This is a genomic window from Pedococcus ginsenosidimutans (assembly GCF_039544395.1).
Lineage (GTDB): Bacteria > Actinomycetota > Actinomycetes > Actinomycetales > Dermatophilaceae > Pedococcus > Pedococcus ginsenosidimutans.
This window is the reverse complement of the sequence record NZ_BAABLO010000011.1, coordinates 430675-444615: the sequence shown is the minus strand read 5'-3', so window position 1 is coordinate 444615 and position 13941 is coordinate 430675. Positions and strand designations below refer to the sequence as shown.

At 68.3% G+C, this 13941-nt stretch carries 13 protein-coding genes; 8 read left to right on the top strand and 5 right to left on the bottom strand.

Annotated features, from left to right (window positions below):
* Positions 1-53: 53 nt before the first annotated feature.
* Complete coding sequence (locus tag ABEA42_RS13040) at positions 54-1265, top strand: PIN-like domain-containing protein (protein WP_345503910.1); 1212 nt, start codon at positions 54-56, stop codon at positions 1263-1265.
* Positions 1266-1488: 223 nt separating this feature from the next.
* Here ABEA42_RS13040 and ABEA42_RS13035 read toward each other — a convergent pair whose 3' ends face one another.
* Together ABEA42_RS13035 and ABEA42_RS13030 are read right to left on the bottom strand one after the other, a co-directional pair.
* Positions 1489-1674 carry a hypothetical protein gene (locus ABEA42_RS13035; RefSeq protein ID WP_345503908.1) on the bottom strand — a complete coding sequence of 62 codons (186 nt, stop codon included), beginning with the start codon at positions 1672-1674 and terminating at the stop codon, positions 1489-1491.
* Positions 1671-2570 carry a hypothetical protein gene (locus ABEA42_RS13030; protein WP_345503907.1) on the bottom strand — a complete coding sequence of 300 codons (900 nt, stop codon included), beginning with the start codon at positions 2568-2570 and terminating at the stop codon, positions 1671-1673. Before ABEA42_RS13030 ends, ABEA42_RS13035 begins: the two co-directional genes overlap by 4 nt.
* A 920-nt stretch (positions 2571-3490) precedes the next feature.
* On the opposite strand from ABEA42_RS13030, the gene ABEA42_RS13025 reads away from it, so the two are divergent.
* The 3 genes from ABEA42_RS13025 to ABEA42_RS13015 all read left to right on the top strand — a co-directional run bounded on the left by ABEA42_RS13025 (position 3491) and on the right by ABEA42_RS13015 (position 5536).
* Complete coding sequence (locus ABEA42_RS13025) at positions 3491-3973, top strand: SHOCT domain-containing protein (protein WP_345503905.1); 483 nt, start codon at positions 3491-3493, stop codon at positions 3971-3973.
* A 286-nt stretch (positions 3974-4259) separates the two neighbouring features.
* Positions 4260-4532 carry a Smr/MutS family protein gene (locus ABEA42_RS13020; protein WP_345503903.1) on the top strand — a complete coding sequence of 91 codons (273 nt, stop codon included), beginning with the start codon at positions 4260-4262 and terminating at the stop codon, positions 4530-4532.
* Positions 4529-5536: a molybdopterin-dependent oxidoreductase gene (locus ABEA42_RS13015; protein ID WP_345503901.1), complete on the top strand. Its 1008-nt coding sequence runs from the start codon at positions 4529-4531 to the stop codon at positions 5534-5536. The genes ABEA42_RS13020 and ABEA42_RS13015 overlap by 4 nt, the downstream gene beginning before the upstream one ends.
* Positions 5537-5595: 59 nt before the next feature.
* Here the strand turns inward: ABEA42_RS13015 and ABEA42_RS13010 are convergent, their stop codons facing one another.
* Genes ABEA42_RS13010 through ABEA42_RS13000 form a run of 3 tightly spaced genes read right to left on the bottom strand, consistent with a single transcriptional unit; the run spans position 5596 to position 8449 of the window.
* Complete coding sequence (locus ABEA42_RS13010) at positions 5596-5832, bottom strand: anti-sigma factor family protein (protein WP_345503900.1); 237 nt, start codon at positions 5830-5832, stop codon at positions 5596-5598.
* Between the two features lies 1 nt (position 5833).
* On the bottom strand, positions 5834-6463 hold the full coding sequence (locus ABEA42_RS13005) for an RNA polymerase sigma factor (protein ID WP_345503899.1): 630 nt from the start codon (positions 6461-6463) through the stop codon (positions 5834-5836).
* Between the two features lie 30 nt (positions 6464-6493).
* A complete protein-coding gene (locus tag ABEA42_RS13000; protein WP_345503898.1) occupies positions 6494-8449 on the bottom strand; it encodes a thiamine pyrophosphate-binding protein in 1956 nt (651 codons plus the stop codon).
* 91 nt (positions 8450-8540) lie between these two features.
* Between ABEA42_RS13000 and ABEA42_RS12995 the strand changes: the two genes are divergently transcribed.
* From ABEA42_RS12995 to ABEA42_RS12980, 4 genes are all read left to right on the top strand, one after another.
* Entirely contained in the window at positions 8541-9155 is a 615-nt protein-coding gene (locus tag ABEA42_RS12995; protein ID WP_345503897.1) for a hypothetical protein, read from the top strand.
* 165 nt (positions 9156-9320) lie between these two features.
* Positions 9321-10373: a PIG-L family deacetylase gene (locus ABEA42_RS12990; RefSeq protein WP_345503894.1), complete on the top strand. Its 1053-nt coding sequence runs from the start codon at positions 9321-9323 to the stop codon at positions 10371-10373.
* A 126-nt stretch (positions 10374-10499) separates the two neighbouring features.
* On the top strand, positions 10500-13427 hold the full coding sequence (locus tag ABEA42_RS12985) for a fibronectin type III domain-containing protein (RefSeq protein ID WP_345503892.1): 2928 nt from the start codon (positions 10500-10502) through the stop codon (positions 13425-13427).
* Between the two features lie 81 nt (positions 13428-13508).
* Complete coding sequence (locus ABEA42_RS12980) at positions 13509-13898, top strand: nitroreductase family deazaflavin-dependent oxidoreductase (RefSeq protein WP_345503891.1); 390 nt, start codon at positions 13509-13511, stop codon at positions 13896-13898.
* The last annotated feature ends 43 nt before the right edge of the window (positions 13899-13941 follow it).

Genomic DNA, 13941 nt, shown 5'->3' with positions numbered 1-13941 from the left:
ATGGGGGGACTTGGATGGGTAGGGGCTTGTACTCAGGTTTTGAGTCGTACCGGGTGCTCAGCTCAGTCGAGATCAGTGCTGCGCTCCAAGCAGGCATCCTTGCCCTCGATACGAACGTCCTGCTTAACCTGTATCGGTACAACGAGAAGACTGTCGACGATCTGCTCAGTGTCGCGGAGGCGGCCGGAGACCGGCTGTACGTGCCCCATCAGGTGCTCCGCGAGTTCTGGCGAAACCGCCAATCTGTGATCGCGAGCCTCGGTAGCGCTACCAAAGACGCACATGGCGCGCTGACGAAGAATGCCACTTCCACATCGGATGCAATCTCGCGTTGGGCGAAAAGCGTTGCGCTTCCCGAGGATCAGCGTCAGTCGCTATTGACCGAAGTCCAGGACTTCTACGTTGAGTTGAAGGATCGGGTCGGTGATGAGCCGACGCAGCTCTTGGGGCACGCGCCCACAGCTCGAGACGTCCTACTAGCCCGGCTAGAAGTGCTCCTTGACGGAAGAGTCGGCCCGCCTCTGGCCGACGACGAGTGGAAGAAAGCCGTTGCGGAGGGAGAACGGCGCGTGGAGAACTCCATACCTCCCGGGTATATGGATGTCGAAAAGCTCGAGTCCGACCTGCCAGAGGGCGCATCCGGCGACTACCTCGTCTGGCACCAACTGTTGCTTGAGGGCACGGTGCGAAAGGTCGACCTCGTGCTGGTGACCTCGGACACAAAGGAGGACTGGTGGAACAGGGCAGAGCGCGGGGCGATTATCGGGGCAAGGCGCGAACTCATCCAGGAGTACCTCGAGAGCACTGGCTGTCGATTCTTCCTCCTGGAGCCGGCGGATCTCATCAAGCACTCTTCGGCCTTGGGCGTGGGCACGAGTATCGAGTCTGTTCAGGACATCGAACGGGTGCGGGACGAGGAGCCGGAGATCGAGCCTTGGACCTTGGATAGCGTGCGCATGGTGCTTCGCGACCTGGACGCTCAAGGCTACGTACAAGCGCAGGTGATCCGTGAGGCCATCGGCAACGGTGGGCGCGTATCTCGCGCTCGCGTCTACGCACTAGACAACCGAGACGAGAGCCAGATGCTCCGCGGCTTCACGCGTCCAGTCAGCAGAGTCACTGCGGAGCTCCAAGCGAGGGGGGCTGTCCCCTATGGGTTGCCTCCGCTCCTGGGGGCGGGCTACGAGAGCGGCGTCAAGTCGTCGCACTTCACCGTGCCACACGAAGTGGTTCAGTTGTTTGATGAGGATGCTCGCGAGGGGTAGGGGGCGAGAAGCGCTTGAACTGCTTGACGGACAGTGCGCCATGATCCTGTCGACCAGAACTCGCCCAACCTCATCCTCCTTCAAGGCGTCATCGGCTAGTCGTGTTGTGGTCCCTCCAGCCCGAAGGGGTCGAGCCTGACCCACTTGAGACCACCCAGGCCTCTTGTGCCGCCAGGACAATCGCGCTGTCACTACCGGTTTGCCCTCCGCGGGGGCATGTGCGTCATTTCGCCGCGAGGGTCCGGAGGTCGAGTCGGCGCAGGAGGAGGATGAGGTAGGTGATTTGCTCGATCAACACGAGCGGGTTGCTGATGCCGCCGGACCCCACGGAATCCCAGACGCGGGCGATCTTGCCCTCAGCCCAGCCTTGATCACCGCGCCACCTTAACGGCGCCAGGTGAGCGCTCACCCCCGGCAGTTGCTGATGTTCTCCTGCGTCATGGACCACTTCCACACGCCGTCCTCCAGGAACATGTGCGCGTCGACCGGAACCTTGATCCCGCCACTGGAAACCTGGGCCTTCACCACGGTCGCGGGCATCGACAGCTTCGTGCCAGGAATCGGGCTCTTGGCCTCGTTCACCGCGCTCAGCGCCTTGACCCACGTGATCTCCGGCGTGGTCTCACTGTTGCGGCAGGCAACGTACTTGGACTGGGACACCAGCTTCTTCTGGGCCGACACCAGGGTCTGGTACTGGCCCTTCCAGTCCTTCTTTCCTAACTGCTGCACCCAGGTCTTGAACGCCGCCTCGGCGGTGCCCTTAGGCGCAGCCGAAGTTGGAGGCGTCGTCGCCGCGTCGGTGCCATCCCAGTCGGAGGGCGCGCCGACGAACGCCTCGCAGGTCTTCGGGGTGCCCGACACGAGCAGGTTCGCCTCAACCTTGGACTTGCCGCCGGCGGGGACCAGATCCGGATAGGTGGATCCTCCGCCCACGATCTTGGTGGCGGCGTCCCGGCAGAGCACGTTGATGCGGGGCGACTTGAGGGGCTGTCCGAGGGTGTTCGACAGGACGAACGAGGCCTTGTGGGCCCCGAACTCCTTCGTGAGGGACACATCGGTTGTTGGAAGGGTCGGGAACGGCTTGTCGCTGAACGTGCCCTCCGCTGCCACATCCAGGGTCGCCTCGACCTTCGCGGCCTTCTCCCCGGGATTAAGGGACACTTGGGTGCCGATGATGTGGTCTGCCTCTGGCCGGTCGAAGGCCTCGACTTGGGACTCGGACTTCAGGATCGCGCCCGCTTGGTCCAGCACGTTGAAGTTGACCGTCACGGTCTGGCCCACGTACTTCGAGTTGTTGTGCACCACCGCTGTGACCCAAACGTACTCGTCGCGCTGACCGAAGCCCGACTCCTTGAGGGTCCCCAGCTCCGTAGGTGCGCTAGTGGAGACCGCCGGTGCTGGCTTACCGGAGCTCTGCTCGACTGCGCTGCCACCGCCGCATCCAGACAGTGCCAGCGCGGCAGCGATGCAAAAGGTCAAGGACAAGCGACGCACGACAACTCCTGGTGTTGTAAATGATGGGTGCGGAGCGACTGACGATATAGGAGACCGCTGGCCGCCCAAACAATCCGAACCGTTACGGCGCCACCCTGCCAGACGCGATGGACGTGAAATGCGCTCAGATGGGACGAGGCGCCAGTAATCGGGCCAAAAGTACGAGTCTGGTCCCGCCGTTCGCTCAGCCATTCCGACGCAGCATCGGCGATACCGGGTGGCCCCTTGAACCGGTTGTTCTCTGTGTGACGCGCGTTCGATCTCGGGATCGCGCGGTGAGGTGGACGACGACGGCGGGCATAGACGCGTTGACGGCTGGGGCCCCGGCCGGCGGAGGACGGGGCGCAGTACCTCGGCGTCCCGATCACGACGCTGTACAAGGGGGTTGGAGATGAACTGCCCGCGGAAGCGTGGCGAGCTGGGCAGCGCATCATTCCGCCGCCAGGGAGCTCAGACTGAGATCGTCCTAAACTCGGGGCGCGGAAGCGGGCTTGCCGCCGGCCCACGATCCTTCCAAACTCGTCACCTGCCCGCCGGGGATGGACGGCTGCAGTTGCCGGTGCGGTCAAACACCGAACAAGAGTCCAACAAGGGGAAAGGCGACAGAGATGTCGATAGCGGGTGAGGGCAAAGTTCAAGTCACAGTGGCGCAAGGTGCCCAAGAGGGATTCGCGGGCCTCCACCGAAAGGCCGTCGAAGCCCTGCAAGCGAACATGATGCACGGTGAACGGGTGGAGGTTGTCATCCTGGGGCCGTCCAATCAGGCCGTCATCGGTACCAACCGTCGCGCGTTCATCTTCAAAAAGGGGTTCATGGCGGGCGCTTCTTTTGGGGCCGAACTGACGTCATGGGACTACCGAAATCTCGTTGGCGTGCAACTTCACACCGGCATGATGAGTGGCGCGGTCATCCTGCAAGGTCCGGGTCAGTCGGGTAGCAAGACCAGCACTTGGCGAAATAAGGACGACGATCCGTACAAGGCCCCAAACGCGATCCCCGTAACCAGGCCTTTTGACAAGGCTCAGACCGGAGTGGCCTCACTTAGGCAGCGCATCGCTGACGCGCACGCCCCTTCGCAGCCAACCCAACAAACTAGTCCCGGTATCGCAACGAACCTCATCGCCGACGAGCTCATGAAACTGGCTCAGTTGCGCGACGCCGGTGTGCTAACCGAAGAAGAGTTCGCTCAGCAGAAACTTCGTCTGTTGGGTTGAACTCCAACATCGGCGACGATTCTTGGGTCAACTCCAGTGTCGGGCCGGCTGGATGGCAGGGCCTCGAACGCTCCTCGTGAGCCCTCCCATGTGGCCATCGACCAACCTGTGGACCACCCAATCCCGCGCGTCCTTTCGCCACGTGGCAGCGACGTCAGGACCATTACGGTCCCACCGGGCCGTTGTAGCCCTTTCCGCCGCGAGGCGGTCACACGCGTAGTGCACATCGGATCTTCCGGCTGCTCGAGCTGATGTCGACGGTACGACTCGGGTGCACGATGGCAGGGTGAAGCTGTCGCTGGACCTGCACGACATCTACAACCGTGGCGCGGACATCGACCGCGCCCTACGGTCCGTCATGGACGAGGCGTTGGCGAAGAAGGCTCCTGTCGTGGAGATCATCCCCGGGAAGGGTTCGGGGGCTCTGAAGAAGCGGGTACTACGCTTCCTCTACCAGAAGGAGATTCGCGCGCTCTATCACCGGGTCGAGAAGGACGTCGACAACCACGGCCGGATCTTCGTCCACTTCAGGTGGAAGGGTCCGGCCCGACGTCGATGAGCGGTCGTCTGGCCAACCTGGCTCTGCTCGTGGTGGTCCCGTTGGCGGCGGCGACCGGGTTCGCGATGTTCATCGTGGGCAGTGGACCGGTCTGGCCGGTGGCGGTCCTCCACGGGGTTGTCGCCCTCGTGGTGGTCGTTCTCGTGCCGTGGAAGTCGACCGTGGTGCGCAGAGGACTGCGCCGATCGGGGCGGTTGGCTCGACCTGGCCGGGTCGAGTCGCTGGCGCTGGGCATCAGCGTGGTCCTGGCGTTGGTCTCGGGCGTCGCCCACGTCGTGGGTGCGGTGTTCGCCAGCTCGCGACTGACAACCCTTCAGGTTCACGTGGGTGCCGGAATCCTCGCGGTCGTCCTGACGATTGCTCATGCTCGTCAGCGTCGGGTCCGTCCGCGCCGGACCGACCTGTCACGTCGCTCGTTCGTCCGGATGGCAGCACTCACCTCCATCGCGGGGGTGCTCGAGGCCGGCGTCCAGGTGAGCGGAGCGCTCACGGCGCGACGCGGCATACGTCGCCCGACGGGGTCGTTCCAACTCACGTCGTCCTCGGTCGCAGCAATCCCTGCCACGTCGTGGCTGTTCGACCAGGTGCCGACAGTCGACCCGGCAGAGTGGCGGCTGATCGTGACGACGGGCGGAACCTCTCGCGGCTGGTCGCTCGCTGACCTCGCCCCGGGGCATGACCGGCAGGTGGCAGTGCTGGACTGCACGGGCGGGTGGTGGACCGAACACGCGTGGTCGGGGGTGCGAGTCAGCCGGCTACTGCCACCAGGGGCCACCGGAACCGTCGAGGTGACCAGCATGACGGGATACTCCAGGCGACTGCCGCTGACCGACGAGTTGCTCCTGGCCACCGCGATCGACGGCGGCAGTCTGTCCGCGGCTCATGGGGCGCCTGCCCGTCTGGTCGTCCCGGGTCGACGCGGGTACCACTGGGTCAAATGGGTCGTGCGGATCCGTCACGACGACCGCCCCTGGTGGGTCGAGCCACCACTGCCGCTGCACTGAGACGCAGCCTGCCCTCCGGGAGGACGACGAGAAGATACGCAGAACGGAGCCGAGGTCGGTCAGCGCCGCAGGCCGCGGAAGGCGTCGAGCAGCGTCGCCTGCGCCTCGGGCGTCAGGCTGTCAACGGGGACGGTGCCGAGTAGGTCCAGGGTCTGGCGCAGCTGCGCCAGGTACCTAACGCAGGGGTCGCAGACCGCGAGGTGACTGGCCACGCGACGCCGGTCGCGCCAGCTCAACCTGCCCTCGAGGTAGTCGGTGACGAGCTCGACCAGCTCCTGACACGTCAGGGCCGCCATTTCAGCTCCTCTCCAGGTAGGCCGCCAGCCCGGCACGGACGGCGGTGCGGGCGCGGTGCAGCAGCACCCTTTGGTTGACCTGTGAGATCTCCAGCAGGGCACACACCTCCTCCGAGGTGTGCCCGAGCACGTCGCGCAGGGTGAGGACGATCCGCTGGTGGTCCGGGAGGGCGCTGACGGCCACACTCAACTGCCCCCTGACCTCTCCCGCGAGAACTGTGCCCTCCACCGCGAGGTCCTGCGGCCAGGCAGTTGGTGCTGCTCGCCAGCCACCGGGATGGGCGTCGCCCGCGGACTGGAAGAGCGCCGGGTCGAGGCTCGGGGCGCCGTCATCGCCGATGAGCGCGCTCCACGGGAGGGTGCGCCGCTCCTTGACTCCACGGGTCTTGGCGGTGTTCACGAGGATCCGGTAGGTCCAGGTGCGCAGAGACGAGCGGCCCTCGAACCGGTCCAGCCCCTTGACCACGGCGAGCCAGGTCTCCTGGACGACCTCCTCCGCCGAGGCCTCGGTGGAGACGAACCGCCGGGCGACGGCGAGCATGGACCTCGACCACTGTGAGACGACCCGGGCGAACGCGTCCTCGTCGCCCGCGCGGAGGGCGGCGAGGAGCTCGGCTTCCTCTCCCGCCATGCGGGCAATCTAGCGTTGGTCGCCGGGCGCTCACAGGAGCTCGGCGTCCTGCTCGACGCACAGCAGAACCGGGCCGTCGGTGGCGAACAGCTCGGTCATCGCCGCGTCGAGCTGGTCCCGATGGGTGACGCGGATCCCGTGCGCACCGCACAGGACGGCATACGCGGCCCAGTCCGGGTTGGTCAGCGAGGTGTGCCACACCGGGTAGTCGGCGGCCAGTTGTTCCTTGCTGATCTTGCCGAGCGCGTTGTTGTTGAGGAGGACGTGCTTGACCGGTATGCCGTGGTGGACGGCCGTCGTGAGCTCCATGGCGTACTGGCCGAAGCCTCCGTCGCCGGTCACCGCCACCACCGTTCTCGTCGGGTCGGCGGCCCACGCGCCCATCGCCGCCGGGTAGCCGAAGCCGATCGAGCCGAGGTAGCCGGACATGAGCACTGGTTGACCCTTCGACTCGAGGTAGCGGCCGAGCGAGTAGGCGTGGTTGCCGACGTCGACGGCGACCACGGCCTCGGTCGGCAGGTGTTCGGAGAGCGCGGCGAAGACAGCGGCTGCGGACACGCCGCGGCCTCGGTCGTCGGCCACTCGACGCGCTTTCTCGGCGCGCCAGATCGTCCAGCGCTCTGCGACGTCGCCGCGCTGGTCCTCTGCGTCCGCACCGGCCGCCCTCACCGCGTCGGCCAGGGCGGTGAGGACGACGGCCGCATCGCCCAGGACCTCGGCGGTCACCGCGTCGAACCGCCCGATGGCGGTAGGGGTGTCGTCGATCTGCACGATCCGCTGCCAGGGCGCGATGCCGGTGTGGTTGGAGAACGACGCGCCGACGACCACGAGCAGGTCGGCCTCGTTCATCAACCAGCTCGCGACCGGTGTGCCGCTGCGCCCGAGAACCCCTGCGCCGAGGGGGTGCGTGTCGGGCACCAGCCCCTTCGCCTTGAAGGTGGTGAGCACCGGCGCCCCGAGCTGCTCGGCCAGGGAGATGACTTCGTCCCTCGCGCCGCGGGCCCCGTGCCCGACCACCAGCACCGGGCGGTGTGCCTCGGTGAGCAGCTGGGTGGCGCGGGCCAGTGCGTCCGGGTCGGGGCCCACCGGGCGTCTGGAGTAGCGACCGTCCGGGGAGCCGGCGGGCGCCGAGGACGGCTGAGCCTGCACCTCGTCCGGGAGCACCAGGTGGGCGACCCCGCGCCCGTCTCGCGCATGCTTGACGGCGAGCGCGGCCAGCTCCGCGTGGTCGCTGCCCGACTGCACCGTGGTCGTCGAGATCGCGACGTCGCGGAACACCGCCCCGAGGTCGAGGTCCTGGAACGCCCCGCGTCCCAGTACCTTCGACGGCACCTGGCCGGAGATGGCGACCACGGGCGCGCTGTCGAGCTTCGCGTCATACAGGCCGGTCAGCAGGTTGGTCGAGCCCGGCCCGGCGATGGCGAAGCACACCGCCGGTCGGCCGGTGAGCTTCCCGTAGGCGCTGGCCGCGAAGGCCGCCGCCCCTTCGTGGCGGATGCCGATGTAGCGCAGCTCGCCCCGTTCCTCCGCGTGCCGCAAGGCGTCGGCGAAGCCGAGGTTGGAGTGGCCGACCATGCCGAAGACCGTGTCGACGCCATGGGCGACGAGGGTCTCCACGAGGACGTCGGCGACAGTGCGCCCGACCGCCACCTGGTCGGGGAGCCGCACCTTGACACCCTCGGGACCCTCCTCGACCTCGTAGGCGGCAACCCGGTCGTCGAGGTGGTCCGCGAGCAGACCCGGCGGGGCCCCCGTGACCGGGTCGTAGTCGTAGCCGTGCCAGGGGCAGCGCAGCAGGCCGTCCTCGATCGACCCCTCACCGAGCGGCCCACCCTGGTGGGGGCAGTGGTTCTCCAGCGCCCCCAGCCGACCACCGCACCGGGTCAGGGCGATCGAGCGCCCGTCGACCGTGACGCTCCGGACCCGCCCCTCCTCTGGTACATCGATCTGGGCCACCTCGTGCCACGAGTTCGTGGTGCTGTCCATGTAACGCTCCTCGCGCCCGTCGAGACCGATGTCCATCAGTGACCACCGGCCGCCTCGGCGTTACAGGGCGCCGGAGACGGACGGAGGAACCGTGGACCTCACCCAGACGCGCACGAGCCTGCACGCGGTGGCAGAGCTCCTGCTCGCCGGCCCGCAGTACGACGCCTGCGGCGACATCAGGCTGCGCGTCGTCCCGGGCGGCATCGCGACCGTGGCCGAGCCTGACCTGCGGCTGGTCGGCTCCGAGCTGCGCGGCCCCAAGGGTCGGCACCCCTTGACGGGCACGTATGCCGCAGCCGCGGCGGCACTCGGGGTCGCGCCGCGGTCGCTGGGTGACGTCTATTCCGACACCGTCGACGTGGTGGCCGGTGACGTCATGGTGACCGACGATGACCACGTCGCCCTGCTCCTCGACGCGTTCGCGCGGGGCGACGCGGCCCTGCGTGCGTTCTGCGCCTCGGAGGAGCCGGTGCTCTGGCCGGAGCACTTCGACATCGGCATCTCCTGGGACGAGGTCAACTACGGGGTCTCACCCGGCGACACGGTCATCCCGGAGCCTTACGCCTACGTCGGTCCGTGGACCCGTCGGCAAGGACACTTCTGGAACCACTCTTTCGGTGCGGCCCGGGCGATGGCCGAGCTCGACGACGTGGCGGCCTTCTTCAGAGAGGGAGCTGAGCGGGCCGCCGCAGACCTCCCGGCATAGGCCGCGGTGGCCGTCGCGATCCGAGCGGGCGTTGCGCCGTGAAGTGCTGCGGTCCCCCCCCGAGGGTCGGCAAGACGCGCTCATCGTCGTACTTGAAATGCCGGTCTGCCCCGGTCGTGTGAATGTCGGAGTTGAGGTGTGCCGCAGTCCTTCATCATCTGAGGTGTGGGAGCCAACTGGATCAAGGCGCTGCTGTGTGCAGCCGCAGTAGGTCCGGCGCTCACGGGGTGCGCCACAGCTGACGACGCCGCCGACCGGGCGATCCCGGTCGCTTCGCCGGTTTTCTGCACGAGCGCGAACTCGAGCATGAACGTCGTGGCGCACGAGGACGACGACATCCTGTTCATGAACCCGCCCACGGACACGGACGTGGCCGCGGGCCGTTGCCTGACGACGGTCTACCTGACGGCAGGCGACGACGGGCAGAGCGCGTCGTACTGGCGAGGTAGAGAGGACGGCGCGATGGCCGCGTACGCGACGATGGCCGGCAGCCCGAACTCCTGGGCGACGGCGAAGCTCCAAACGGCATCTGGTCAGGCGGCCGTGGCGCGCACGCTGAACGGGACAGGCATACGGCTGATCTTCCTGCGCCTCCCGACCGGCAGTCCCTCAGGGCGGGCCAACCACCACTACGAGTGCCTCAGCAAGCTGCACGCCGGAACCATCAGGAGGGTGCATTCGGTGGACGGCAGCGCCGAGTACACCAACGCTTCATTGCGCGCTACCTTGACCGGCTTCATGGCGAGGTTCCACCCCAGCGTCATACGAACGCTGGACTACACCGATCGCTACGGCGACGGAGACCACGCCGACCATCACAACGCCGCCTACTACACCGAGGAGGCGCAGCGCGACTACACCGCCCCGCATCGCCTGCAAGGCTTCCGTGGCTACTCGATGACCCTGCTGCCCGCCAACCAGTCGGACAGCGCTGCTGCGCGGAAGCTGGCGATCTTCCTCGCTTACGCCGCGCACGACTCCCATGTCTGCCAGACGGCCGACGCGTGCCGCCATGCCCGTCGGTACTGGTCGTGGATGTCCCGCACCTACGAGGTCCCCGCGCCGTTTGCCTCAACCGTGGCGGCAGCTCAGCCAGCGGTGGATGGCCGGGCCAGCAGAGTCTCCGCCCGAAGGCTCCGCCCCGAAGCGACGAGCAGGCTTTCCACGCGCCCGCAGGCCCCCGTCGCCGCGCATCGACTCGACCCGCCCTCGTGGTGACTCGTCCCTTCGGTCCGGTTTGCGCTCCCCGGTGCGTTGATCCGCCCGATCCGACCGGATAGACCGGCGGCGCGACCTATCCTCAGCAGCGACCACCCGCCTGAACTGATGCTGAGAGGGCCGCCCGTGAACCATCGGCGACTCGCCCGGGGCCTCGTGCTGCCCTTCCTCCTCACCGTGGCGACGGTGGTCGCCCCGCTGGGCGCGCTGCCTGCCGCGCAGGCCACCCCGATCGACCCCTCCATGACGGCCGGGGTGCGACTTCCGGTCCTCCCGCAGGCGCCGGGCCGGGGCACCGACTTCCGCCTCGCGTCGTCCGACTACCTGGGCTTCAGCCGCACGCAGTACGACGAGACCGCGCCGTCGGACAAGGCCACCGTCGACGTCTACCGCACGAGCGACGCCACGCGCGTCGCGACCGTGCCCGTCTCGAGCTACGGCTACCTGCTCGACGAGCTCTCGTCGTCCTCGTTGGTCCACCGTGACGCCACCCCGGAGGGAACGACGGTGGTCGTCTCCGACGTCGAGACCGGCCGGGTCTCCTGGAGTGTGTGGGTCCCGAAGGCCGAGCTCATCATCTCCACCGGGGACACGTGGGTGCTCAGCGTCGCCTCCGACGAGACGCATGCGGTCATCCTGCGTCGACCCGGACAACCTCAGCAGGTGGTCTCGGGCATCACCCTGTCGGCCTACCAGCTGCCGTACATCGACGGGGACTCGAGAGGCTTCGTCGTCAGCAACAACGGCGGCACCGTGTGGACCCTCGACCTCGACAGCGCGTCCGCCGACGTGGTCCTGACGACGACCCGCAGCCTGCACGTGTACGCCACGCCGTCACGGTTCTTCGCCGTCGAGGACGGCTACAACACCATCGACGACGTCGTGCACTGGTGGGAACGCGACGGCGTCGGCCAGGGGCAGGTGTCCGTCCCAGCCGTTCCGGACGGGCGCAACTACGTGCCCTTCGGGGATCGCCTCGCCTCGGTGCGCGCAGAGACCGGCTGGAGCGACAGGGTGGAGCCCGTCGACCTCGGCTCGGGCGCCCGGGAGGACGCCGTGCTCACGCACGTCCTCTCCATCCACGCCCTGGGTGACGGTCGCCTCGCCGCCGTCATCGGCGACACCGGCAACGGTCGGGTCGTCCTCGTCGGCGACGGAGCCCCCGCGACCACGTTCAGGGAGCTGCCCGAGCTCGGCGAGACGGCCGTGTCCGTCGGGCTGTCCGGGGACCGCGTCGTGACGGGGTACGGCGACGCGTGGAACACCGCGTACGGGACCACGTGGACGACGCCACTCGACGGCTCCTCGAGCCCGCAACAGCTCACGGACGGCACGGACGTCATCGCGGGTGGACTCGTGCAGGCCGCCGGGGACACCGTCCTCACGCAGGCCACGTCCACGGGGTGCTGCGGCGACGGGAGCTACCGCGTCGTCTGGCCCGGGGGACACCGGGACCTGCCGACGGCGGCCCGCCTCGGGCGCGGAGGGCTGGTGCTGGCCCGGGCCGACGCCTTCGAGGACGCACGCTCCGGCGCACCCCTCGGGGCGGTGCCGAGCGGGCCCTACGTGGTCGACGGCCGGACCCTCTGGACCCTCTCGCGCGACGGCGCCCTCCTCACCGCCCATGACCTCTCCGGCGCATCACCGGACCGCTCCGTGACCACCTATCTCCCGACGACGTGCGGCGACGTCCTGGAGTCGGGTGGCCGGTTCCTCCTCGTACGGTGCCTGGACGACTACTTCTCGGTCGACACCCTCGGGATCTACCGCCCGTGGAAGCTGGCGTACCACGCGCCGCAGCCCTCGGACCCGCAGGTGGGTGCTGGCTTCGCGGCCTGGACGACGTACCAGGAGGACGCACAGGGCCAGACGCAGGCCGTGGTCATGGTCCAGGACCTCGGGCCGTCGCGGCAGACGAGGACCTACGGCCTCGCACACGGGCGCTACAACCCGCCGGGCCCGATCCTGGCCGTCGACGACAACGCGCCCCGCCTCGTCTACGCCGACTCCCAGAGCCTCATCCGCCGCGTCGACCTCGACTGGCTCACCGCGCCCGCGCAGACCCTGGTCGACACCTCCGCTCCACACGTGGTGTCGACGGGAGGCTCTGCCCGAGCCACTGCGGGTCCGCTGTCGGCCCAGTGGGCGTTCAGCGACAGTGCAGACGAGTCGCCCTTCGTCCCGAGCGGCGTGCAGGACTACGACCTGCGCTACCAGCAGCCGGCCGTGCTCTCCCCGGTGGTCGAGGGCAGCTGGGTCACCCCGGACTCCCTGACCCACCTCACCAAGACGACCGCCATGCTGCCCTCGACCCCCGGGCGTGACACCTGCTGGTCCGTGCGCGCCCGCGACCGCGCCGGCAACGCGAGTGCGTGGACCGCGCCGCGCTGCACCACCGTCGACGTGACGGCGCCCGTCGTCCGCCTCACGGCGCCCACGGCGCTCGCCACCACCTCCACGGCAGCCCTCGTCGCCTGGACGGGCTCCGACTCCGCCGGCGTGGCGTCGTACGACGTGCGCTACCGCCGCGCGACCTTCGGCGGGTCGCTCGGGGGCTACGTCGCGGTGGCCAACGGCACCAAGGTCAAGAGCCTCGGCGTCAACCTCGCCGCCGGTTACCAGTACTGCTTCTCGGTCCGGGGCCGGGACGGGCTGGGCAACGTGTCGGCGTGGACGGCGGAGCGGTGCATCGCCAAGGTCCTCGACGACCGCTCGCTCACGATCGGATCGTCCGCTTGGACGCGTACGGGTGCCTCCGTCTTCTACGGGGGTACGGTCACGACGACCCGGACGGCTGGGGTCGCCCTGACGCGCCCGGGTGTCACTGCCCGTCAGGTCTTCGTGCTTGCGACGACGTGCTCCTCCTGCGGCTCGGTCGCCGTCTACGTCGGGTCGACCAAGGTCGGCACGCTGTCGCTGACGTCGTCCTCGACGCGCAACAAGGTCATGTTGTCCACGACCCTCTCCACGGCTCGCTCGGGCACCTTGAAGCTCGTGTCGACGACAGCGGGCAAGCCGGTCTACGTCGACGCCTTCGCCGTCAGGAGCCGGTGACCCGCGTCCGCAGGTGGACCTGGTGGTGCCGGTGACACACTGGTCACGTACCTCAGCTCAACGGCCAGACCGGAGCCCGCCATGGATGACGACACCCGTACCGCGCTGCACCGAAGCCAGGTCATCGACCTCACCACCACGGGCCGCAGGACCGGGCAGCCGCGCAGGATCGAGATCTTCCTGCACGACGAGGACGGGCTGACGTTCATCACGGGGATGCCGAGCGCCGAACGTACCCGCGACTGGTTGCGCAACGTGGAGACCGACCCGCGCATCGTCATCCACCTCAAGCACGGTGCGACGGCCGACCTCCCGGCGACCGCGCGCGTCATCGTCGACCCGGACGAGCGCAGGCCCCTCATCGAGGCCGCCGCGAGGCGCTGGGGGCGCACCGACGTGCCCGCGATGATGGAGTACAGCCCGCTGATCGTCGTCCAGGTCGACGACGACGGCACCCCGCCGACCTCGTAACCGGCTGCAGCACCTACGCATTCGCCAGAAGACCGGCCCGCTG

What these genes read in the sequence shown, in the direction of transcription:
- ABEA42_RS13015 (WP_345503901.1), top strand. Translation starts at nt 4,529, where the DNA reads ATGAGCGGTCGTCTGGCCAACCTGGCTCTGCTCGTGGTGGTCCCGTTG.
- ABEA42_RS13010 (WP_345503900.1), bottom strand. Translation starts at nt 5,832, where the DNA reads ATGGCGGCCCTGACGTGTCAGGAGCTGGTCGAGCTCGTCACCGACTAC.
- ABEA42_RS13005 (WP_345503899.1), bottom strand. Translation starts at nt 6,463, where the DNA reads ATGGCGGGAGAGGAAGCCGAGCTCCTCGCCGCCCTCCGCGCGGGCGAC.
- ABEA42_RS13000 (WP_345503898.1), bottom strand. Translation starts at nt 8,449, where the DNA reads ATGGACAGCACCACGAACTCGTGGCACGAGGTGGCCCAGATCGATGTA.
- ABEA42_RS12980 (WP_345503891.1), top strand. Translation starts at nt 13,509, where the DNA reads ATGGATGACGACACCCGTACCGCGCTGCACCGAAGCCAGGTCATCGAC.